At 72.5% G+C, this 22,598-nt stretch carries 20 protein-coding genes; 12 read left to right on the top strand and 8 right to left on the bottom strand.

The features are described 5' to 3' along the window. Positions 1–373: 373 nt before the first annotated feature. Complete coding sequence (locus tag ACZ5GT_RS25355) at positions 374–985, bottom strand: uridine kinase family protein (protein WP_469030467.1); 612 nt, start codon at positions 983–985, stop codon at positions 374–376. A 210-nt stretch (positions 986–1,195) separates the two neighbouring features. Here ACZ5GT_RS25355 and ACZ5GT_RS25350 point away from each other — a divergent pair, with 210 nt between their 5' ends. The 5 genes from ACZ5GT_RS25350 (at position 1,196) to ACZ5GT_RS25330 (ending at position 7,690) form a co-directional block, all read left to right on the top strand. Further along, a complete protein-coding gene (locus tag ACZ5GT_RS25350) occupies positions 1,196–2,146 on the top strand; it encodes a hypothetical protein (protein WP_469030461.1) in 951 nt (316 codons plus the stop codon). Positions 2,147–2,174: 28 nt separating this feature from the next. After that, positions 2,175–3,716: an amino acid permease gene (locus ACZ5GT_RS25345; protein WP_469030454.1), complete on the top strand. Its 1,542-nt coding sequence runs from the start codon at positions 2,175–2,177 to the stop codon at positions 3,714–3,716. A 235-nt stretch (positions 3,717–3,951) separates the two neighbouring features. Next, positions 3,952–5,304 carry a peptidase C39 family protein gene (locus tag ACZ5GT_RS25340; protein ID WP_469030449.1) on the top strand — a complete coding sequence of 451 codons (1,353 nt, stop codon included), beginning with the start codon at positions 3,952–3,954 and terminating at the stop codon, positions 5,302–5,304. A gap of 222 nt (positions 5,305–5,526) precedes the next feature. Then, a complete protein-coding gene (locus ACZ5GT_RS25335; protein WP_469030443.1) occupies positions 5,527–6,186 on the top strand; it encodes a TetR/AcrR family transcriptional regulator in 660 nt (219 codons plus the stop codon). A gap of 331 nt (positions 6,187–6,517) precedes the next feature. Further along, positions 6,518–7,690 (top strand): acyl-CoA dehydrogenase family protein, encoded by a 1,173-nt coding sequence (locus tag ACZ5GT_RS25330; RefSeq protein WP_469030441.1) that lies wholly within the window; start codon positions 6,518–6,520, stop codon positions 7,688–7,690. Positions 7,691–8,137: 447 nt separating this feature from the next. On the opposite strand, the gene ACZ5GT_RS25325 is transcribed toward ACZ5GT_RS25330, so the two are convergent. After that, on the bottom strand, positions 8,138–8,572 hold the full coding sequence (locus ACZ5GT_RS25325) for a hypothetical protein (RefSeq protein WP_469030438.1): 435 nt from the start codon (positions 8,570–8,572) through the stop codon (positions 8,138–8,140). 268 nt (positions 8,573–8,840) lie between these two features. Here ACZ5GT_RS25325 and ACZ5GT_RS25320 point away from each other — a divergent pair, with 268 nt between their 5' ends. From ACZ5GT_RS25320 to fxsA, 4 genes are all read left to right on the top strand, one after another. After that, entirely contained in the window at positions 8,841–9,281 is a 441-nt protein-coding gene (locus tag ACZ5GT_RS25320) for an Lrp/AsnC family transcriptional regulator (RefSeq protein WP_018548954.1), read from the top strand. Positions 9,282–9,359: 78 nt separating this feature from the next. After that, the gene (locus ACZ5GT_RS25315; protein ID WP_469030431.1) at positions 9,360–10,973 is read left to right on the top strand and encodes an amidohydrolase; all 1,614 of its coding nucleotides are present in this window, start codon (positions 9,360–9,362) and stop codon (positions 10,971–10,973) included. A 529-nt stretch (positions 10,974–11,502) separates the two neighbouring features. Continuing rightward, on the top strand, positions 11,503–12,297 hold the full coding sequence (locus ACZ5GT_RS25310) for a polyprenol monophosphomannose synthase (protein WP_469030425.1): 795 nt from the start codon (positions 11,503–11,505) through the stop codon (positions 12,295–12,297). 77 nt (positions 12,298–12,374) lie between these two features. After that, entirely contained in the window at positions 12,375–12,938 is a 564-nt protein-coding gene (gene fxsA, locus ACZ5GT_RS25305; protein WP_469030419.1) for an FxsA family membrane protein, read from the top strand. 104 nt (positions 12,939–13,042) lie between these two features. Here fxsA and ACZ5GT_RS25300 read toward each other — a convergent pair whose 3' ends face one another. The 4 genes from ACZ5GT_RS25300 to yczE all read right to left on the bottom strand — a co-directional run bounded on the left by ACZ5GT_RS25300 (position 13,043) and on the right by yczE (position 16,533). After that, positions 13,043–13,417: an RNA polymerase-binding protein RbpA gene (locus ACZ5GT_RS25300; RefSeq protein ID WP_046709182.1), complete on the bottom strand. Its 375-nt coding sequence runs from the start codon at positions 13,415–13,417 to the stop codon at positions 13,043–13,045. 266 nt (positions 13,418–13,683) lie between these two features. Continuing rightward, the gene (locus ACZ5GT_RS25295) at positions 13,684–15,018 is read right to left on the bottom strand and encodes an MFS transporter (protein ID WP_469030408.1); all 1,335 of its coding nucleotides are present in this window, start codon (positions 15,016–15,018) and stop codon (positions 13,684–13,686) included. 61 nt (positions 15,019–15,079) lie between these two features. Then, on the bottom strand, positions 15,080–15,847 hold the full coding sequence (locus ACZ5GT_RS25290) for a glycerophosphodiester phosphodiesterase (protein ID WP_469030404.1): 768 nt from the start codon (positions 15,845–15,847) through the stop codon (positions 15,080–15,082). Further along, the gene (gene yczE, locus ACZ5GT_RS25285) at positions 15,844–16,533 is read right to left on the bottom strand and encodes a membrane protein YczE (protein ID WP_469030402.1); all 690 of its coding nucleotides are present in this window, start codon (positions 16,531–16,533) and stop codon (positions 15,844–15,846) included. The genes ACZ5GT_RS25290 and yczE overlap by 4 nt, the downstream gene beginning before the upstream one ends. A gap of 64 nt (positions 16,534–16,597) precedes the next feature. Between yczE and ACZ5GT_RS25280 the strand changes: the two genes are divergently transcribed. After that, complete coding sequence (locus tag ACZ5GT_RS25280) at positions 16,598–18,097, top strand: SCO1417 family PLP biosynthesis transcription factor (RefSeq protein WP_469030396.1); 1,500 nt, start codon at positions 16,598–16,600, stop codon at positions 18,095–18,097. 101 nt (positions 18,098–18,198) lie between these two features. Here the strand turns inward: ACZ5GT_RS25280 and ACZ5GT_RS25275 are convergent, their stop codons facing one another. After that, positions 18,199–19,941 (bottom strand): ATP-binding protein, encoded by a 1,743-nt coding sequence (locus ACZ5GT_RS25275; protein ID WP_469030392.1) that lies wholly within the window; start codon positions 19,939–19,941, stop codon positions 18,199–18,201. A 40-nt stretch (positions 19,942–19,981) separates the two neighbouring features. Next, a complete protein-coding gene (locus ACZ5GT_RS25270; RefSeq protein WP_469030389.1) occupies positions 19,982–20,176 on the bottom strand; it encodes a hypothetical protein in 195 nt (64 codons plus the stop codon). Positions 20,177–20,448: 272 nt separating this feature from the next. On the opposite strand from ACZ5GT_RS25270, the gene ACZ5GT_RS25265 reads away from it, so the two are divergent. After that, a complete protein-coding gene (locus ACZ5GT_RS25265; RefSeq protein WP_469030386.1) occupies positions 20,449–20,841 on the top strand; it encodes an ankyrin repeat domain-containing protein in 393 nt (130 codons plus the stop codon). A gap of 312 nt (positions 20,842–21,153) precedes the next feature. After that, complete coding sequence (locus ACZ5GT_RS25260) at positions 21,154–22,572, top strand: HEAT repeat domain-containing protein (protein ID WP_469030383.1); 1,419 nt, start codon at positions 21,154–21,156, stop codon at positions 22,570–22,572. Positions 22,573–22,598: the final 26 nt, after the last annotated feature.

The following is a 22,598-nucleotide window of genomic DNA, read 5'->3' as shown; positions in this document are numbered from 1 at the left end:
GCAACGGTGCGCGGAGCGGCGTCCGCCGGTCGCACCGAGGGCATCGTACCTGCGGTGGTGTCGCCCGCCGTAGGGTGCCGCACAGGCCGTTCGGCGAGGTGGGAGCACCTGGGGCGGATCTCGGACGGTGACGGAGGGTGAGAGGGCCGCGCCGCAGAGCGTCCGGAGCGGAGCCGGAGGGCAGAACGAAGCCCCCGGTCACGGGGGAACAACCGGGGGCTTCGCGTCTGTGGGCGGCCCGATCGGCCGCTCATTGAGAACGTAAGACCTGTATGGCCCCCCGGTCAAGCCGAGTTGAAGCACTCCGGGAAGTTCGCCCGCAAGCCCTTTCACAGGTTCACCACATTGCGGACGGTTCGTCACCCTGCGTGACTCACCGGTCCGGCGACACGGTGGTCACCGGCCCTGGAAGCACCTCATATCCGCCGGTCGACTGCCGTACCAGCAGGTCGGCGAAGGGCCTGGAAGGGTCCTCGGCGAAGTGCCGGCGTTCCGCCCGGACCCACCCGTCCCAGAACTCCCGCTGCTCCTCCCCGTCCCGCGCCCTGCCTCGCGTCCACGACTCCTCCTCGGGCAGCTCCATCCACAGCAGATGCGCCAGATGGGGCCGCAGCTCGCGGCGGCCCGCGCCGACACCCTCGACGAGCACCACCGGAGCGGGAACCAGCGGGCGGGGCGGCGCGAAGCCGCGGGCACGCCAGTCGTAGGGGGTGTAGTGCGCGGTCTCGCCGCGGCGGAGCGGAGCGACCACCTGGGTCAGCAGCCGCCCGGTCCACTCGAACAGCTCGTCGTGCGTGGCGAGGTCGTCCAGGTGCAGCACCGGCGCACCGTCCAGCTCCCGGGCCAACTGCCCGGCGAACGTGGACTTTCCGGACCCGGCGTGCCCGTCGACGCCGATCAGGCGGACCGGCCCGCAGGACGGGCGAAGGCGACGGAGCCGGGAGGCGAGAAGGCGAATGACGGTTCCTCGGGAGAGGCGGGACACGGGCTCGGCATATTCTCCGGGAACATTCTAGCGGGGCCTGCGGAAATAGTGCCGAATTGAACCATCGGTTGACCGGCCATCAGCCGTCCCGTATTCCGGCCGGGAAAAATCGTGGCCCGGTCGAAAACGGCGTTCCGGTGGCCTCCGCGGCTGAGTAGGGTGCCTGATGCACAACTGCGAGGCGTCGTTACGGGGACGGGCGAGGGGAAGATGGCCGCGGGGTTGTTCCAAGGGCAGTACGTGTGGCATCCGGCAGCCGACGACCGCGTCCTCGCGAGCGTGTGCGTCGACGTGCGCGCGGGCCGCTGCCTGAGCGCACGCGAGGCCCTGGCGGAGACCCGCGGCGACTTCGCGCTGCGCGCCCACCGCTCCCTCGTGCTGGCCTCGGAGGCCGCCGACTCCGACCTGGTCGAGCGCTGGCTGGCCGAGGAGCCGAGCCCCGAGGCCGCGCTGATGTGGGCCCGGGTGGCCGTGCTGCGGGCGCTGCGCGCCGCCGACGCGCACGACCAGCGGGCCGGGGCGCTGGAGCGGATCGCGCTGGCCGCCTGTGACCGGGCCGCGGCCGAGGCCCCGGCCGACCCCACCCCCTGGGTCGCCCGGCTGGCCATGGCCAGGCTGCACCGACTGCGCGACGCCGCCCCGCGAGGTCTGCTCACCGCGCCGCCCGGTCCGTGGCGGCTGTTCGCGCACGTCCTGTCCCTCGACCCCTGGCACCGTGAGGCCCACCACCGCTTCCTCGCCTGCTTCTTCACCCGCCACGGCGGCTCCGTCAACGCCGCCTGGGACGTCGCCGCGTTCCTCGCCCAGCGCGCGCCCGCCGACTCCGCGCTCCGTCTGCTGCCGCTCGTCGCCCTCATCGCGAGCCACGACCCGGCCGGGCTGCTCGCCGACCGCGTCTGGCAGCAGCCGCAGTGGCGCTCCACCGCCCTCGCGATCCACCACAACTGGCTTCCCGCGGTGGCCGGTTACCGCTTCACGCCGGTCCTCGACCTGGCGTACCTGGCGCATGCGCTGGTCATGGGCGGGCGCACGGCGCAGGCGCGGGCGGTCTTCGAGGTCATGGGCCCGTACGCCTCGCGGATGCCGTGGAGCGCCTTCGGCGACCCGGAGGAGCAGCTCTCCCGCGCCCGCCGCGCCTGCGGCCTCCCCGTCCCCTCGTGAAGAGAATCGTAGAGAGAAAGGCCGGAAAATGTCGGACCGGACATCCAGCCCGCGTGCGAGAACCCGCCGAAAAGGCACTCCCGAAGCCATCGACGACGATGCCACACTGCATGCGATGGGTTATCCGCGTAAACTCACCCGTCGTTTCCAGGCGTTCGACAATTTCGCCATTTCCTTCACCATCATCAACATCATCTCCGGCATTTTCTCGGGCTTCGGATTCGGCCTGAACGCCGGCGGTCCGCGCGTTCTCGTCTTCGGCTGGATCGGCGTCTCCGTCATGGTGCTGTTCGTCGGCGCCGCCATGGCGGAGATCGCCTCCGCCTATCCGACCAGCGGCGCGCTGTACTTCTCCGCCGGAAAACTCGCCAGACGGCACAAGGGGGCGTGGTCCTGGTACACGGGCTGGCTGAACTTCGTGGGCCAGGTCGGCGGCACGGCCGCCACCGGCTACGCCGCCGCCACGTTCGTCCAGGCCCTGGTCGCCCTGCAGTGGCCGTCCTACGTGCCTACCGCTCAGCAGACGGTGCTGATCACGGCGCTGATCATCGTGGTGCAGGGGCTCGCCAACACCTACACCGTCCACCTGGTGGCCGTCCTCAACCGCATCTCCGTGTGGTGGCTGCTGATCGGGCTGGTGGTCATCGTGGGCGCCCTGACCGCCGGCCCCGACCAGCACCGGCCGGCGTCGTTCGTCACGCATTTCGCGAACAACACCGGATTCACGAACGGGCTCTACGGCGGAACCCTCGGCCTGCTCGTCACCAGTTGGACCTTCACCGGCTTCGACGGCAGCTTCCACATGTCCGAGGAAACCGTGCGGGCCACCGTGAACGCGCCGAAGGGAATCACCCGGGCGATCGCCTGCTCGGCGATCACCGGGCTGATCCTCATGCTCGCGCTGATCTACAGCATTCGCGACTACGACGCCGTGGCGGGCGCCGCCGCCCCGCCCGTGCGGATTCTCATCGACGGACTCGGACTCGGCGCCGCGAAGGCCCTCCTGCTGATCGTGATCGGCGCGATGCTGTTCTGCGGGCTGGCCAACCTCACCAGCAACACCCGGCAGATCTTCGCCTTCTCCCGGGACGGCGCCATGCCCGGCTCGCGCTGGTGGCACTCCGTCTCGCCGCGCACCCGCACCCCCGTCAAAGCCGTCTGGCTCGCCGTCGGCTGCTCGCTGGCCCTGGTCCTGCCCGGCTGGTGGTCGCACACGGCGTTCACCGCCATCGTCAGCGTCAACGTCGTCGGGCTGTTCCTCGCCTACGCCGTCCCGATCCTGCTCCGGCTGAAGCTGGGCGCGGAGTTCCGGCCGGGGCCGTGGCACCTGGGCCGCTGGAGCCGGCCGGTCGGCGTGGTCGCGGTGACCTGGATCGTGCTCAGCAGCGTGCTGTTCATGCTCCCGCAGGCCGCGCCGATCACCGTGGACTCCTTCAACTACGCGCCGGTCGCCCTGGCCGTGGTGCTGATCGTCGCCACGGTGTGGTGGCTGGCCACCGCCCGGCGCCGCTTCCGGGGGCCGGTCAGCTACGGCCGCCCCGACGAGGTCGCGGCGATGGACCTGGTGTGAGGCCCGCCGGGCCGAAGGCAATGCCAGTGGTCCAGGCCAATATTGGTGGCCGCCGCATGCCCTGAAGCGCTGGCACGACCTGCCGCCTGCGGCCATAGTTGGCGCAAAACCGTGCAGTACGACCGTGCGGCACAACCGTGCGGTACGACCGTGCGGCACAACCGTGCGGTACGGCCGTGCGGCACGACCGTGCGGGGGACCTGCCCCGACCGATCACCTGGGGGTCATTCCGTCCATGAGCAGAGCCGAACAGCCGTCCCGCAGAACAGTCCTGGCCGCCGCGATGGCGGCGGCGGTGACCGTACCCGTGGCCACCGCCGTCCCCGCCGTGGCCGCGGCAACGGCCACGGCCCCGGACCGTCAGGTCGACAACCGGGCCTGGACCACGCACGCCGACTGGCGCAGCGGCACCGCGCAGGGCGTCCGCACCGTCGCCGGCCCCTGTCCCGGCGTGGCCATCGCCGCACCCGTCGGCACGACCGACTACACGGACCCGCACACCGGGACGACGGCCGCGTGGGAGTACGCGACCTGGACCTCCCCGGTCCACGAGCTCTCCGTGCCGTCCACGGAGGTGATCGCCTCCTGGAACGCGCACACCCCGGCCGGCACCTGGCTCCAGGTCGAGCTGAAGGGGACGTACTCCGACGGCACGGACACCCCCTGGTACGTGATGGGCCGCTGGGCGGCCGGCGACCAGGACATCAGGCGTACCTCGGTGGACGACCAGACCGACGGCAAGAGCAGCATCTGGACCGACACCTTCGCCATCGACGACGCCACCGGCGGCCTGCGCCTGACGTCGTACCGGCTGCGGCTCACCCTCTACCGCCGGCCCGGCACCTGGCTCACCCCCATCGTCCGGCGGCTCGGCGCGATGGGCTCCGACATCCCCGACCGCTTCACCGTCCCCGCCTCCGTGCCCGGTATCGCCCGGGAGCTGGCCGTGCCGCGCTACTCGCAGGAGATCCACAAGGGCCAGTACCCCGAGTACGACAACGGCGGCGAGGCCTGGTGCAGCCCCACCTCCTCGCAGATGATCATCGAGTACTGGGGCGGCCGGCTCACCCCGGAGCAACTGGCCTGGGTCGACCCGTCGTACGCCGACCCGCAGATCTGCCACGCGGCCCGGTCCACCTACGACCACCAGTACCAGGGCTGCGGCAACTGGCCGTTCAACGCGGCCTACGCGGGCACCTTCCACGGCATCCGGGGCGTGGTCACCCGGCTCGGCTCGCTCACCGACCTGGAGACGCTGATCGCGGCCGGCATCCCGGCCATCACCTCACAGTCCTTCCTCGCGACGGAACTCACGGGCGCGGGCTACGGCACCTCCGGGCACCTGATGACGGTGATCGGCTTCACCGCCGACGGCGACGTGATCGCGAACGACCCGGCCTCCCCGAGCGACGAGGCGGTGCGACGGGTCTACCTGCGCAGGGAGTTCGAGAACATCTGGCTGCGCACCAAGAGGTACGACGCCAACGGCCGCGTCAGAAGCGGCACCGGCGGCGTCTGCTACCTCTACTTCCCGGCCGACCCGGCACCGAGTCAGCGCCGCGCTCTCCGGAGCGTCGGGATCCGCTGACGTGGACGAGCGCCGGTCACCGAGGAACGTCCGTTCCTCGGTGAGACGGTGCGTGAGGCCACCGAGGAGGCGCGGAACCTGATGCGACGTCTCATGGATCCGTCGAACTGACGGACGGGCGTCCGAGCGCTCCGTGGCGAGCGCGTGTGAGCGGTGATCCGATCCGTGCCCGACCTGCCATACTGCGGATGTCCCGCCGCCCCTCGGACATCAGGGTCGAAATTGAACATCAGCCAGCAGGGCGACACCGTACGCCTCCCGGCCCGCGGCACCGAGCGGTCGGTCGCTCGTCGTGCCGAACTCATCGCCATCGGGCGGAGGTTGTTCGCGGACACCTCGTACGACGCGCTCTCCATGGACGACATCGCCCGGCAGGCGCGGGTCGCCAAGGGGCTGATCTACTACTACTTCCGGTCCAAGCGCGGTTACTACCTGGCGATCGTCCAGGACTCCGTCGCCGACCTGGTCGCCTTCGCGGCGAGCGGCCTCGAACTGCCGCCCGTGGACCGGGTGCACCGCACCATCGACGGCTACCTCCGCTACGCCGAGCACAACCACGCCGCCTACCGCACGATCGTCAGCGGCGGCGTCGGCTTCGACACCGAGGTGCACGCCATCCGGGACGGCGTGCGCGAGACGATCGTGGCGACCGTGGCCGAGGGGGCGTACGGCCACGGTGACATCGCCCCGCTGGCGCGCGTGGCCCTGCTCGCCTGGGTGTGCAGTGTGGAGGGCGCCACCCTCGACTGGATCGCCCGCCCGGAGCTGAGCCGTGAGGTGATGTGCGAGCTGCTCGTCAAGACGCTGGGCGGCGCGATGCGCGCCATCGAGGAACTCGACCCCGCCTACCCGGCCCCGCGGCCCGCCCGCCGCGACGGCTGACCAGGGCCGACGGCGGGCCGGCGGGCAGCCGCTCAAAAGCTGTCATGGCTATGACAATTCGGCCGCGCACTGCTGATCGCAGGAGGGGCTGACCGTTCTGGAGCGATGGTGCCGCCGGGCCCCCGGCTGTACGATTTTCTTGAAGTAAGCGGTCGTTAACTGGTGACGCGGTGTCGCCGATCGGGCATACTCACAGCGCGCAGCCGCTGGTCAGCAGCTTCCGTGACCCGGAAGCGCGGGCACCGGCCGCGCCCGAAGAACCAGCCGGCGGCGCCGCCCCCACCCAAGGTGCACGTCCGCCCATGCGCCCGACAGGGAGGAGAGCGTCGCCATGCCCGACCGCGCCCCGCAGCCGGTGGACCGGCAACTGCCCACGGACGAGGCCCGGGATCTGATCTCGCTCGTCCGCGACATCGCGCAGCGTGAGATCGCCCCCGAGGCGGCCGCGGAGGAGGACGCCGGGCGCTTCCCGCGCGAGGTCTTCTCCCTGCTGTCCGAGGCGGGCCTGCTCGGCCTGCCCTACGGCTCCGAGTACGGCGGCGGTGACCAGCCGTACGAGGTCTACCTCCAGGTCCTCGAGGAACTCGCCGCGGCCCGCCTCACCGTCGGCCTCGGTGTCAGCGTGCACACCCTCGCCTCCTACGCGCTCGCCGCCTACGGCACCAAGCAGCAGCAGGTCGAGCACCTGCCCGCGATGCTCGGCGGCGGGCTGCTCGGCGCCTACTGCCTGTCCGAACCCGCGTCCGGCTCGGACGCGGCGTCGCTGCGTACGAAGGCGGTCCGCGACGGCGACGACTGGGTGATCACCGGCACCAAGGCGTGGATCACGCACGGCGGTATCGCCGACTTCTACACGGTCATGGCGCGTACCGGCGAGGAGGGCCCGCGCGGGATCACCGCCTTCCTGGTTCCCGGCGACGCCGAGGGCCTCAGTGGGGCCGCGCCGGAGAAGAAGATGGGCCTGAAGGGCTCGCCCACCGCGCAGGTCCACTTCGACGACGTGCGGGTCTCCGACGACCGGCGCATCGGCGAGGAGGGCCAGGGCTTCGCCATCGCGCTGGCCTCCCTCGACTCCGGCCGGCTCGGCATCGCCGCCTGCGCGATCGGCGTCGCCCAGGCCGCACTCGACGAGGCGGTCGCCTACGCCACCGGGCGGCGGCAGTTCGGCCGGCCCATCGCCGACTTCCAGGGGCTGCGCTTCATGCTCGCCGACATGGCCACCCAGATCGAGGCGGGCCGCGCGCTGTACCTGGCGGCCGCGCGGCTGCGCGACGCGGGGCGGCCGTTCGCCAAGCAGGCCGCCATGGCGAAGCTGCACTGCACCGACACCGCGATGAAGGTGACGACCGACGCCGTGCAGATCCTCGGCGGATACGGCTACACCGCCGACTTCCCGGCGGAGCGCTACATGCGCGAGGCCAAGGTCCTGCAGATCGTCGAGGGCACCAACCAGATCCAGCGGATGGTCATCGCCCGTCATCTCGCGGGTCCGGAGACCCGCTGAACTGACCCGGTCTGACCTGCGGCGCCGCGAGCCGGACCCACTCCGGGTCGTGGCGCCCCGGCAGGGTGCGGCCCCGGTCGGCCCAGGTACGCATCAGGTCACGGTAGATGGGCGGGTCGTGGGGCGCCGACGGCGCAGGCGAAACCGTTCCCGCGGGCGGCGGCACGAACACCCGGCGCAGACGCCCAGTCGCTCGGTAGGTGGCGGTCATGCCGGAACAACGTGCCGGACGGCGTCCAGGTCACCGTCGGTGGATTCGGCCGTGCGTCCACGAGTGCCCGGCGAACCGCGTCACGGCCGCCGGGCCGGCGGATCCGGGCACGGCGAACCTGCACCACGGCGCTCTGCCGGACCTGGTGCAGGACGATGACCGGGGTGACCGGGAAACCTGGATGACCGGGGTGACCGGGTGACCGGGAAGGCGCGACGACCCGTCCCGGCGGGCGTTCAGGCTGCCTGACGCCGCATCACGGGGACCCGGATGGGGCGCGAGCCCGGGCCGCCGACGTGGGAGAAGGGCTGCATCCGCCAGTCGAGTCCCTGGGGGAGCGTCAGCAGCAGGGCGGTCTCCTGTTCCTGCGGCTTCACCGACTCGTCCGCGGGGCGGGCGTCGGCGGCGTCGCGGCCCGTGCCGGCGCAGACCGTGAGGCCGAACGGGTTCCACGGCGAGGCGCACAGCGCGTGCTCGGGCAGGACCTCCTCGTCCGCCAGCAGGGCGATGGGCTGCGCGCAGTCCGGGCAGACCACCCGGTACATCTCGAAGGTGTCGTACGCGTCGAACTCGTCGTCGTAGGCGTCGGGTTCGACGCCCTCCGGCTCGGGTTCGACGACCGCCTGGAGACGCTTGGGTGCGGTACGACCAGGACGCTTAAGACTCTGCATGGGATTCTCCCCCTCGGGCTGGGCCGTGAAGGCGCTGCGGCCTCGACCACAGCAAGCATTTCCCCTCCGCCACCGGCGGTAATCACGAGAACATCACGGAGAGCGCCCGGTGGCTGTGGTGTTCGTCACATGCCGCCCGCCGGTGCCCGTGGCGGACGTTTTGTCCCACAGGCGGCTCACATCCCGCTCCCGTCCACATCACGAACCGGGTATGACCTGGGCTGCTCAGGTATCGGAGGAGATCAAGCGCACTGTAGGTTCTTGCGCCATGGAGGAGCTGGACCGACAGATCGTGCAGCTGCTCGTCAAGGACGGGCGGATGAGCTACACAGACCTGGGCAAGGCCACGGGCCTGTCCACGTCGGCCGTGCACCAGCGGGTGCGCCGGCTGGAGCAGCGTGGCGTCATCCGCGGCTATGCCGCGGTCGTCGACCCCGAGGCCGTGGGGCTGCCTCTGACCGCCTTCATCTCGGTGAAACCGTTCGACCCCAGCGCCCCCGACGACATCGCGGACCGCCTGGCCGGCGTTCCCGAGATCGAGGCGTGCCACAGCGTGGCCGGCGACGAGAACTACATCCTCAAGGTGCGCGTGGCCACCCCGCACGAGCTGGAGGAACTGCTGGCCCGGCTGCGTTCCCTGGCCGGGGTGTCCACCCGGACCACCGTCGTCCTGTCCACCCCGTACGAGGCCCGGCCCCCGCGCATCTAAGTTTCGAGGTCGGGTCTCCCGCCCCGCGGACCCGCCCCAGGTGCGGGCCGGGCGCCGCCGCGCGAGAAACTGTCGGTCATGAGCGAACGCACCGACCAGCCCGAGACCGTCCTGCTCCGCCGCGGCGAGATCCACAGCCCCGCCGACCCCTTCGCCACCGCGATGGTCGTCGAGCGCGGCCAGGTCGCCTGGGTCGGCTCCGAGGGCGCCGCCGACGCCTTCGCGGACGGCGTGGACGAGACCGTCGACCTGGACGGCGCCCTGGTCACCCCCGCGTTCACCGACGCACACGTGCACACCACCGCCACCGGCCTCGCGCTCACCGGCCTCGACCTGTCCGACGCCCCGTCCCTCGATGCGGCCCTCGCCCGGGTACGCGACTTCGCCGCCGCCCGCCCGGACGACCGCGTCCTGCTCGGCCACGGCTGGGACGCCGCCCGCTGGCCCGGCGGGCGCCCGCCCACGCGCGCGGAACTCGACGAGGCCACCGGCGGACGCCCGCTGTACCTGTCCCGCATCGACGTGCACTCGGCCGTCGTCACGACGGCGCTGCTCGACCTGGTGGGCCGCGACCTCGGCCCGGTGGACGGCCCGCTCACCGCCGACGCCCACCACGCCGTACGCGCCGCCGCCCTCGCCGCGATCACGCCGCGGCAGCGCACCGAGGCCCAGCGCGCCGCCCTCGCCCGTGCCGCCTCCCTCGGCATCGGCTCGGTCCACGAGTGCGCCGGCCCCGAGATCTCCTCGGAGGACGACCTCACCGGCCTGCTGCGGCTCGCGGCCGAGGAGACCGCACCGCGTGTCGTCGGCTACTGGGCCCAGCAGGGCGAGGAGGGGGTCGCCAGGGCCCGGGAACTGGGCGCGGCCGGCGCCGCGGGCGACCTCTTCGTCGACGGCGCACTCGGCTCGCACACCGCCTGCCTGCACCGGCCCTACGCCGACGCCGACCACACCGGCACCGCCTACCTGGACGCGGCGGCCGTGGCCGCCCACGTCGCCGCCTGCACCGAGGCCGGTCTCCAGGCGGGCTTCCACGCCATCGGCGACGCGGCCGTCACCGCGGTCGTCGAAGGGGTGCGCGCCGCCGCCGACAAGGTCGGCCTCGCCCGCGTCCGCGCCGCCCGCCACCGCGTCGAACACGCCGAGATGCTCACCCCCGAGACGGTCGCGGCCTTCGCCGAACTGGGCCTGACCGCCTCCGTGCAGCCCGCCTTCGACGCGCTGTGGGGCGGCGACGACGGCATGTACGCCCAGCGTCTGGGGGCGGAGCGGGCGCGCACCCTCAATCCGTTCGCGGCGCTGCTGCGGGCCGGCGTCCCGCTCGCCTTCGGCTCCGACAGCCCGGTCACGCCCCTCGACCCGTGGGGCACGGTCCGCGCCGCCGCCTTCCACCGCACGCCCGGGCACCGCGTCTCCGTGCGGGCGGCGTTCACCGCCCATACGCGGGGCGGCTGGCGGGCGGTCGGCCGGGACGACGCGGGTGTCCTGGTACCGGGGGCGCCCGCGGACTACGCCGTGTGGCGCACCGACGAACTGGTGGTCCAGGCCCCCGACGACCGGGTCGCCCGCTGGTCCACCGACCCCCGTTCCGGCACCCCCGGCCTGCCCGACCTGACCCCCGGCCGGGACCTCCCCGTCTGCCTGCGCACCGTGGTCGGCGGACGGACGGTGTTCGTACGGCCGGGCGAGTGATCTACGGCCGCGGTGCGGGCGCGCGAGGCCGCCGCCACCCGGTCGCACGACCTGCGCATCCTCCGCCCTGACCAGGGCTCTGTCCGAGAAACCGCAGGTGGGACGGCTGTTGACAGGCGGCGGCAGGGGGCCGGTAGGTTCGGCCGGGTCCACCACCGGACGCCCGACCGGGGAACGTCCGCGCAGTCGCCGCGGCGCCGCTGGGTCAGGGACGGGGTCCCGCACCGGGGCGCCGTCGCTGGCAGCCAGGCTCAGTGCCCGCGCCGCGACGAGGGAAGGTTCCGGCCGGTCGGGGAGGTGTGACCCGGGTGGGGCCCGGGTGCTCAGTAGACAACGGCTTCAGGTCGATCCGCAGCCGGCGGGTCCCAGGTCGGCCCGAAGGGCGCCGGGCCCCCATCCGCAGCGTGCGGTCACCGGAGCGCGTTCTTACCCCGCTTTTGCGGAAACGACACCACCGTACGAACCTTCTGTCACGTCATCGCAGGCCCTGGCCACTATGGTGGAGCTCCACGGAGATGAAGGGGCAGCAGTGAACGACGGCGACGGGACCCAGGCGGCACGGGCCCAGGAGAGGCGCTTCGGCCCGCTCGGCACGGCGTTGGTGATCATTCCGACCTACAACGAGGCGGAGAACATCAAGGCGATCGTCGGCCGGGTGCGCAAGGCCGTTCCCGAGGCGCACGTCCTCGTGGCCGACGACAACAGCCCCGACGGCACCGGCAAGCTCGCCGACGAACTGGCCGTCGAGGACGACCACGTCCACGTGCTGCACCGCAAGGGCAAGGAAGGGCTGGGCGCCGCCTACCTCGCGGGCTTCCGCTGGGGCCTGGAGAAGGGGTACGGCGTCCTGGTGGAGATGGACGCCGACGGCTCCCACCAGCCCGAGGAGCTGCCCCGCCTGCTGACCGCGCTCAAGACCGCCGACCTGGTCCTCGGCTCCCGCTGGGTGCCCGGCGGCCGGGTGGTGAACTGGCCGCGCAGCCGGGAGTTCATCTCCCGCGGCGGCAGCCTCTACTCGCGGCTCGCCCTCGACCTGCCGCTGCGCGACATCACCGGCGGCTACCGCGCCTTCCGCCGCGAGACCCTGGAGGGCCTCGGCCTCGACGACGTCGCCTCCCAGGGCTACTGCTTCCAGGTCGACCTCGCCCGCCGCGCGGTCAAGGCCGGCTACCAGGTGGTCGAGGTCCCCATCACCTTCGTCGAGCGCGAACTCGGCGACTCCAAGATGAGCCGGGACATCCTGGTCGAGGCGCTGTGGCGGGTCACGGCATGGGGTGCGACCGAACGCGTCGGCAAGGTCCTGGGACGCGACAAGAAGTCCTAGCACCGCCCTCGGCTGCCCCGGGGCCCGGGAGGCCGCGGTTTATCCCGTGCTGAGCCGGGCCCAGGCACACTGGAGTCATGACGACTGGCGCTTCGACCCCCACGTACCCCGCCCGGCCCCGGCCCCGGCGCTCCCGGCTGCGGACCTGGCTGCCGCTGGGCATCGCGGCCTGGCTGGTGCTGGAGATCTGGCTGCTGACGGTGGTGGCCGACGCGTCCAGCGGGTTCGTCGTGTTCCTGCTGCTGCTCGCGGGCGTCGTGTTCGGCTCCGCGGTGATCAAGAAGGCCGGACGGCGCGCCTTCCAGAACCTGAACGAGGCGCTGCAGCGCGGCGGCAGCCCCTCACGCGGCGGCGGCAACGGCCTGCTGATGCTGGGCGGCCTGCTCCTGATGCTCCCCGGCCTGATCTCGGACGCGGCGGGCCTGGTGCTGCTGGTCCCGCCGGTCCAGAAGGCCCTCGGCCGCTACACGGAACGCACCCTGGAGCGCAAGCTGCGCACGGCCTCCCCGGGCAGCATCGGCGACGCCTTCCAGCAGGCCCGCATCCACCGCCCCGACGGCAAGGTCGTGCAGGGCGAGGTGATCCGTGACGACGAGCCGCGGGACGCGCAGCCGGGCCCCCGGCCGCCGCTGACCCGCTGAGCCCGTCGCACGCCACACGGCTGCGGGCGCCCACGTGGAGTTCCACGCGAGCGCCCGCAGCCGTGTTCGTGTGCTGTTGTCGTCGTCCGCCTGACCGTGAGGTCTTACGCCGACTTGCGGCTGTCCCGCGGATGAACTGCGATGTTCATCGCGCCGGAGCGCAGTACCGCCAGACGCTCCTCGAGGACCTCTTCGAGTTCCTCGCGGGTGCGCCGCTCCATCAGCATGTCCCAGTGCGTACGCGCGGGCTTGGCCTTCTTCTCTTCCGGGCCGTCGCCGTCGACCAGGAGTGCCTGGACCCCGCAGACCTTGCACTCCCACTCCGGCGGGATCTCCGCCTCGACCGAGAAGGGCATCTCGAAACGGTGCCCCTTCTCACATGCGTACTCCACGGCCTGGCGCGGGGCCAGGTCGATGCCGCGGTCCGTCTCGTAGCTGGTCACCACGAGGCGCGTGCCGCGAAGAGCTCGCTCACTCATGAATCGTGCCTCCCGGGCTTGTCGCCCACAGGACAGGTGTCGCTGTCGTCGTCATCCGGTCAACGTCCGGTCGGCGGTAAAGATTCCCGTTCCGAGTCCCGTTCCGGGTCATGCGTCGCCGTCGTAGCCGCCCTTGTTCTACCCACCCGCGCCCGGTTTGTCACATCTGATATGAGATGTCACCCAGTGCTTCGGCATCATTGACGCGCAGTAACGGTACGCCTGGCAGGCCAAACGCGTACACTACCGCTCTTTGGCCGTGAGCGCTAAATCCTCTCGGGAACGGGATTGCCCGCGTCGCTGATCGCCCGGCGCACCGGAACCCGCGCGAGCAGAGTGAACCCGATCACGAAGAACGCCACCAGCGACAGGATCGCGTCCCGGTAACTCCCGGTGAGCTGGTACGTGATCCCGAACAGCAGGGGACCCAGCCAGCTCATGCCGCGGTCGCTCAGTTCGTACGCCGAGAAGTACTCGGCCTCCTTGCCCGGCGGGACGAGGTGCGAGAACAGGGACCGGGACAGCGCCTGGCTGCCGCCCAGCACCAGGCCGATCCCGGCCGCGAGCACGAAGAACCACAACGGCGCCCCGGCCGGCAGGAAGAACCCGGCCCCCAGTGTCACCGTCCACGCCACCAGCGATCCGAGGATCGTGCGCTTCGCGCCGTAAATCCGGGCCAGCCGGCCCATCGCCAGCGCTCCCGCCACCGCCAGCACCTGCACCAGCAGCACGGCCCCGATGAGCGTCGACTGGCCGAGGCCCAGTTCCTCGGACCCGTACACCGAGGCCTGCGAGATCACCGTCTGGATGCCGTCGTTGTAGACGAGGTACGCCAGCAGGAAGGCGAGCGTCAGCGGATGGCGGCGCATGCCGCGCACGGTCGCCGCGAGCTGTCGCAGACCGGGGGCCGTCGCCTGCTCCGGCCGGGACCGGCGGTCGCGCAGCCGCCGCAGGGGCACGAGCGTGAACGCGCCCCACCACAGGCCCGCCGAGGCCAGGCAGACGCGCACGGCCGCGGTCTCCGTCAGGCCGAAGGTGTCGTGCGCGGTGTAGAGGACGAGGTTCACGACCAGGACCAGCGAGCCCGCCGCGTACCCGAAGGCCCAGCCCCGGGAGGAGACGGCGTCGCGCTCCTCGGGCGGGGCTATCTGGGGCAGGTAGGAGTTGTACAGCATCATCGCCACGGACTGCGCCGCGTTCGCGACCACCAGCAACAGCCCGCCGAGCAGATAGCGGTCGCCGGCCAGGAAGAACATGCCCGTCGTCGCCGCGGCCCCCACGTAGGCGGCCGCCCCCAGCAGCGGCTTCTTGCGGCCGGTCCGGTCTGCCGCGGCCCCCACCAGGGGCATCACCAGCACCGCCACGATCACCGACAGGGACACCGCGTACGCGAAGAACGACCCGGCGCGCACCGGGATGCCCAGCGGGTGCACGAACCCGTCCGCGTCCGCCGCCGACTCGGCGACCGACGTCAGGTACGGGCCGAGGAACACCGTGAGCACGCTGGTGGAATAGACGGAGCAGGCCCAGTCGTAGAAGTACCAGCCGCGCTGCTCGCGCCGCCGGTCGGTGGGCTCCGCCCGCACGGTGTCGATGGTCACCCGTGCCCTCGCTTCCCCGCTGAAGGTGCCGTGCGAAGGCACGGGACGGCGTGCCGGATCCTCAGACCCAGACGCCGCGTTCCTCCATGACCTCACGCAACGTGTCGATGTGATCGGTCATGATGCCATCCACGCCCAGGTCCAGCAGCCGGTGCATGCGCTCCGGCTCGTTGACGGTCCACACGTGCACCTGCAGCCCGCGCGCGTGGGCGGTGCGCACGAAGCGGCGGTCGACGACCTGGACGCCGGACTGCGCCGCGGGCACCTGCGCGGCGACGGCGGAGCGGCGCACCGCGGCCGGCACTCCCCAGGACCGCAGCCGCAGGCCCAGGACGCCCCGCGTCCCGTACGACGTCGCCAGGCGGGGCCCGGCGAGGCGCTGCGCCCGCACGACGCGAGCCTCGGAGAACGAGCCGACGCAGATCCGGTCCCAGGCGTTCATGCGTTCGACGAGGGCGAGGAAGGGGTGCAGTGCGGCTTCCGCCTTCAGGTCGACGTTCCAGCACACCTCGGGGAACGTCTCCAGCAGTTCCTCGAACAGCGGCACCGGCTCGGTTCCCGCCACACGCGCGCCCGCCACCTCCCGCCAGGGCAGGTCGGCGATGCGCCCCGCGCCGTCCGTGACCCGGTCGAGCGTCTCGTCGTGGAAGGCGACCAGCCTGCCGTCCGCCGTGACGTGGACATCGGTCTCGATGTACCGGTAACCCGTCCGCACCGCGCGCCGGAACTGCAGCACGGTGTTCTCCAGCCCGTCCGCCGCCCCGCCCCGGTGGGCGAAGGCGATCGGGCCGGGATGGTCGAGATAGGGGTGGCGTATCCGCGTGGTCACGGACGCAGTATCGCGCCCAGCGGTTGCCCCTCGGCAACGACCGCGCTGCCGCCGGATGCCGACGGGACGTCGAACACCCGCAGGAAGAGCTGGGCGAGCGGGCCGATCGACACCGCGTACAGGACGGTGCCGACGCCGACCGTGCCGCCGAGGGCGAAGCCGGTCGCCACGACGGCCACCTCGAGCGCCGTGCGGATCAGCCGGATCGAGCGCCCGCTGCGCCGGTGCAGCCCGGTCATCAGTCCGTCGCGCGGACCCGGACCGAGGCGGGCGGCTATGTACAGGCCGGTGGCCATGCCGTTGAGCAGGACACCGGCGAGCAGCAGCGGCACCCGCACGGCGAGCGAGTGCGCGTCCGGGACCAGGGCGAGCGTGCCGTCCATCGCGATGCCCACCACGAACACGTTGGACACCGTGCCGAGGCCGGGGCGCTGACGCAGCGGGATCCACAGCAGCAGCACCGCGGCGCCGACGACGATCGACACCACCCCGATCGTCAGGCCGGTGAGCTCGGCCAGTCCCTGGTGCAGCACGTTCCACGGCTCCAGCCCCAGCCCCGCCTCGACCAGGAGCGCGGAGCTGGCCCCGTACAGAACGAGTCCGGAGTACAGCTGGATCAATCGCCGCCCGAGACGGCTTCTTGCGGACAACGGTGCCCCCCGCGTGGTGGTAGTGGCCTGACACATGACACCCTGTGGCCCGGGGAGAAACGCCATCCATGGCCAATCCGGGGAAGGTGGACTGATTTCTGTGGCGCAGTGGACTTCGGCGATGGGTGTGGCACAGCTCGCCCGGCTGCTCAACTCCCAGCAGGAACGCCCGGCGGGCCCCGGTTCCCGGCGTCCGCCCGCCTACCGGGCGCTGGCCGACGGCATCCGGCTGCTGGTCCTGGAGGGGCGGGTGCCGGTGGCCGCCCGGCTGCCCGCCGAACGCGAGCTGGCGCTGGCGCTGTCGGTGAGCCGTACGACGGTGGCCGCCGCCTACGAGGCGCTGCGCACCGAGGGGTTCCTGGAGTCCCGGCGCGGCGCCGGAAGCTGGACGGCCGTACCCGCCGGCAACCCCTTCCCGGCACGCGGTCTGGAACCCCTGCCGCCCGAGGCCCTCGGCTCCATGATCGACCTGGGCTGCGCCGCGCTGCCCGCCCCCGAACCGTGGCTGACCCGCGCCGTCCAGGGCGCCCTCGAGGAACTGCCGCCGTACGCCCACACGCACGGCGACTATCCGGCCGGGCTGCCCGCGCTGCGCTCGATGATCGCCGAGCGCTACACCGCCCGCGGTATCCCCACCATGCCCGAGCAGATCATGGTGACCACGGGCGCCATGGGCGCGATGGACGCGATCTGTCACCTGTTCGCGGGCCGCGGCGAGCGCATCGCCGTGGAGTCGCCGTCGTACGCCAACATCCTCCAGCTGATGCGGGAGGCGGGCGCGCGGCTCGTCCCCGTCGCGATGGCCGAGGGGCTGGCCGGCTGGGACATGGACCGCTGGCGGCAGGTGCTGCGCGACGCGGCGCCCCGGATCGCTTACGTGGTCGCCGACTTCCACAACCCCACCGGCGCCCTCGCCGACGAGGACCAGCGGCGGCGGCTCGTGGAGGCCTCCCGGTCGGCGGGGACGGTGCTCATCGCCGACGAGACGATGAGCGAACTGTGGCTGGACGAGGACGTCTCGATGCCCCGTCCGGTGTGCGCCTTCGACCCGGCCGGCTCCACGGTGATCACGGTCGGCTCGGCCAGCAAGGCCTTCTGGGCGGGGATGCGCATCGGATGGGTGCGGGCGGCGCCGGACGTGATCCGCAGCCTGGTCGCCGCGCGCGCGTACGCCGATCTCGGGACGCCCGTGCTGGAGCAGTTGGCGGTGAACTGGCTGTTCGGCACCGGGGGCTGGGAACAGGCCGTGCAGGTACGGCGGATCCAGGCCCGCGACAACCGGGACGCCCTGGTCGCCGCGGTGCGCCGCGAGCTGCCGGACTGGGAGTTCGAGGTGCCCCGGGGCGGGCTCACGCTGTGGGTGCGGACCGGGGGACTGTCGGGATCGCGGCTCGCGGAGATGGGGGAGCGGGTCGGCGTGCGGGTGCCTTCGGGGCCGCGGTTCGGGGTCGACGGCGCCTTCGAGGGATATGTGCGGCTGCCGTTCACGGTGGGTGGTGCGGTGGCCGAGGAGGCGGCGGTGCGGCTGGCCGCGGCGGCGCGGGCGGTGGAGACGGGCGCGTCGGGAGCGGGCGAGGCACCGCGCACGTTCGTGGCGTAGGGGCACGCCGGTCGCGGGGGCCGCAGGGTCGGGCGGGCCGCGGGGTGCGTCGGCTGCGGCGCGGGCCTTGCCGGTCGGATCCCCGGCGGCCGGAACCCCGGCTACGACCGCTCGGCCGCCCCGGCTTCCGCGGGTACCGGTACCGGTGCCGCGTTCAAGGGCGCCGGTTCGACCTCGGCTGCCGACTGCGCCTCCTCCGTCTGCTCCGTCTTCTTCGTCAGCAGCGTCTTCTGCGCCTCCTCCGCCTTCTCCGCCTGTTCCCCGTTCTCCCCCTTCCTTTCCTTGTCGAACTGCTCCCTCTTCTCCAGCGACGGCACGGCCGCCCCGTCGGCCGGCGTGGTCCGCGGCGGCAGCAGCGCCAGTACGGCCTGCCGGTCCGCGTCGCTCGTCGCGTCGTCGTACGGGTCCGGCGTCGCCGGCACCTGGAGACGGTGGACCGGGCCCGCGCCGAGGCGGGCGTAGCCGCGGCCCGGCGGGACCTGCGCGATCGGGGTGGTGTGCGGCGGGGCGCCGAGGACCGTCCGCAGCTGCTCCGCCGTGGCGGCGCCCAGCACGACGCGCGCGCGGGTGTGCCGGCGCACCGCCTCGCTCAGGGCGTCCGCGCTGTCGAACTGTTCGGCCACCACCACGGTCACGTTCGCCGCGCGTCCGTGCCGGAGCGGGACCTGCAGCAGGGCCTGCGGGTCCTTGCGGCCGTCCGCGTCCGCCAGATGGGTGAAGGCGCTCGGACGGTCCACGATGATCCACAGCGGCCGCCTGGTGTCGTCCGGCGGTGGATTGCCGGCCTGACGGGCGCGGTTGGCCTCGATCAGCCGGCGCTCGGTCTCGGCGGCGGCCCACTCCAGGCTGGCCACCGCCCCGGGCAGTGCGCACTCGACCGCCAGGACGCCGTCCCGGCCGGTCAGGCACGCGTACTCGCCGGTGGCGCCGCCGTCGACGATCACGATGTCGCCGTACTGGAGCGCCTGCAGCGCGAGGGAGCGCAGGAGGGTGGAGGTCCCGCTGCCCGGCTGGCCCATGGCCAGCAGATGCGGCTCGGTGGAGCGGATTCCGGTGCGCCAGACGACCGGCGGCATGTCGCGCTGTTCGTCACCGTAGGCGAGGGGGAGGGTGCGCTGGACCTCGGAGGGATCGGTGAAGCCCAGCACCGTCTCGCCGGGCGCCGTCACGAACCGCTGGGCGGCGATGCCGGTGGGCAGCGGGGGCAGCGCGCTGACCGTGAGCTCGTTGCCCTCCTCGTCCCAGGTGAAGCGGTACTCACGGCTGCGGCCCGACTTGGCGTGCAGCAGGTGCTCGATCCGGGCGCGGGACTCGGCCTCCCCGTCCGGGAAGTAGGCCGGATACCGGACCACGAGGTACGTGACCCGGCCCGAAGCGTCGAACTCGTACTCGGGGAACACCGTCTCCCACTCGCCGCCGTGCGCGTACAGGGGAGCGGGATCCTCGGCGACCGAGAAACAGGGGACCAGGGCCTCGTAGAGCGACCGCAGCCGCTGCATCTGCGGCTCGTCGGGTCCCTCGGGGGCCGCCGGGACGCGGTCCCGGCCGTGCCAGGCCGCCGCCGTCATCAGGGTGACGGCGGCGAGCAGCGGGCCGTACGGCATGAGCGCCACGACCAGGACCACCGACGCCGCCAGGAACAGGAGCGGTCCACGTCGGTCACTGGGCGTGCCGGTCCACTTGCGCCGCCCGGCCGAGGCCAGCCGGCGCAGTCCGCGCATGATCGTCAGCAGCGGGTGGAGGACGTCGGTGGCGCTGTCGGCCGCCGTCCGGGCCAGCTCCCGGCTCCGGGCGAGGTGCGCGCTGCCTGTGCTCAGGATGCGGGGGAGGGGGCGCCGGGCCACTGCTGTCTCCTGTGGGTGCGTACGGGCGGGAGGGACGGCGTCAGAACTTCATGCCGCCGAGCAGGCTTGCCAGACTCTCGCCGCCGGCCTTGATGCTCGGGGCGATGGCCGTGCTCGACAGGTAGAAGCCGAACAGGACCGAGACCGTGGCGTGCGAGCCCTTGAGCCCGTCCTTCCGGAAGAAGAGGAAGACGATGACGCCGAGCAGGAACACGCCTGAGATGGACAGGATCATTTGGGTCTCCTGGTTCGTGGGGACAGTCACCATGAGTACTTCCAGGATCACAGCATGTATCCATACGATAAAAGGTGCAAACGGGTGAAATACTCGCGATTTCCCCCAGGTGGCCGAGCGGCCGCGCGCCGGACCGGCCGGACCTACCGGACGAGCCAGGGCGTGCCCGCCGGGCCGGGTCCCCGAGTGATGCTTACCCCGGCGCGTCCGGCCCCGGGCCGTACGAGCCAGTACCCTGGCGATTCACCTGAACGGTTGTGAGGAGAGGCGCGATGACTGAAGCCCCCGACCCCGAGGTCGTGGAGCTGGCGACCAAGATCTTCGATCTGGCCCGGCGAGGGCAGACCGAGGCACTCGTGGCGTATGTCGACGCGGGCGTACCTGCCGACCTCACCAACGACCGCGGCGACTCGCTCGTCATGCTCGCCGCCTATCACGGGCACGCGGAGGCGGTGCGCGCGCTGCTCGCCCGGGGAGCCCAGGCCGACCGGGTCAACGACCGGGGCCAGACCCCGCTCGCCGGGGCCGTCTTCAAGGGCGAGACGGAAGTGATCCAGGTCCTGCTGGAAGCCGGAGCCGACCCCGCCGCCGGCACCCCGTCGGCCGTCGACACGGCCCGGATGTTCGGCAAGAGGGAACTGCTCGAGTTGTTCGGTGCGCACTGACCGGCACGGTCTGTCGCATGTTCTGATCAGCGAAGACACGGGAAACGGGGGAGGCGGTGCAGGGCCGCGGAAATTTCGGTCGCGGCAGGTCGGACCGCCGAGTCATCATGACGAAGTGATTCACGGACGCGAGGGCTGGGCAGGTGTTGCCGCACCGCGCGGACCGTGATGCGGTCCGCATGGGCCACCGACGAGAGGCAGAGGAAGATGGTCTACAGCAAGCAGGAAACGGCGGGCGCCCCGACGTGTTGTCACGCGGCCAGGTAGTGCACGTCCCCGGTTGCGTCGACGCTTGATGTGAGGCTGTTTCCCATGTTCGATCCGGTCATAGCGCCCAGCGGTACCCTGCTCGGCCTGCTTCAGCGGGGCCGCGGCGACGGGACGCTGCACGCACTCACCGCCCCCCGCGCGGAAGCGCTGGCGGCCCTGAACCACTGTGTGCTGCGCGACCCCCGCCACGACTGGCAGGTGGAGAACCGCTCCCTCTACTACGCCCGTCTCTTCCTCGACCTCAACGGCGAGCTGGACGAGATCGAGGCACACCTCTTCGACACCGAGGACGTCTTCGACACCGACGAGTCCCGCACCGGCCTCGCGCTGGCCGTGCTCGGTCACCTCGCCTCCTACGGCAGGCGGGACGCCCTCCAGCTGCTGCGCAGATACGCGGCCTCCGGCTCCAACTGGGCCTGGGCCCTGGACGAGCTGGCGCTGCGCGACGACGACGCCGGCCTGCGGGCCCTCGCGGCGCCCGTGCTGGCGCGCTTCGCCACCGACCCGGAGGGCGAGGCCGAGCTGGCCGTCGCCGTGCGTGACGCGTTCGAGCCCCGGCCATGGCGGCTGTGGGCCGAGGATCCCCGGGAATCCGTCGCCACGCGCGTGCGTGCCGCCCAGGAGGCCGGCTGTTTCGACCGCTGGCAGCGGCAGATGCGACCGGCCGGGCCCCGTCCAGGGTGGAGCGTGCGGGCCGTCCTCGACTGGGCTCAGCAGGGCACCGAACGCGGTGCCGCGCTGCACGTCCCCGCCGCCCGCTGCCTCATGGCCGTGGCGGGTCCCGAGGACCGGCCCGAGATCCTGCGCGCCGCCGCCGGCGGCGCCGACGGAGCCCGCTGCGCCGCCCTGCGCTACCTCGCCGACCGCAACGATCCAGCCGCCCTGGACCTGATCGAGGGCGCGGTGGTCACCGGCTCGGCGGCCGTCGCGGAGGCCGCCGTGGACGCCTTCGAGCGGATGAGCGCTGTCGCCGCCGTCGACCGGGCACGCGGCTGGGCCCACCGGCCCGACCCGCTGGGCGCCGCCGCCGGCCGGGTCCTCGCCTGCCGGGGCGGGACCCGCGACAAGGACCTCGTCCTCGGGGCGCTCCGCGAGGCCGTACGCGGCGAGGGACCCGACGCGCCCACGCTGTGGACCCTCGTCGACGGCACCGGCCGGCTCGGCATCGCCTGCGCCGCCCCCGTGCTCCGCCACATCTACCGCGAGACCGCCTCCTCCCATCTGCGGGGCCGGGCCGCCCGCGCCCTGGCCGCCACCGACCCCTCCTTCCCGGCCGGCTTCGCCGTCGAGTGCCTGTGGGACTGCGAGGAGTCCACCCGCGAGATCGCCGCCCGGCACGCCGAGACCGGAGACGCCCGCGTCGTCGAACAACTCCGCCGGCTCGCCGCCGACCCGGCCGAGGAGGCCGAGGTCCAGACCGCCGTACGCAGCCGCATCGGACCCGACGGAGCCGGCGTGTGAGCCTCGGCGGGTGAACGGGGACCTGG

It is taken from the genome of Streptomyces sp. NPDC031340 (genome assembly GCF_055569945.1).
This window is presented reverse-complemented; position numbering and strand designations above follow the sequence as displayed.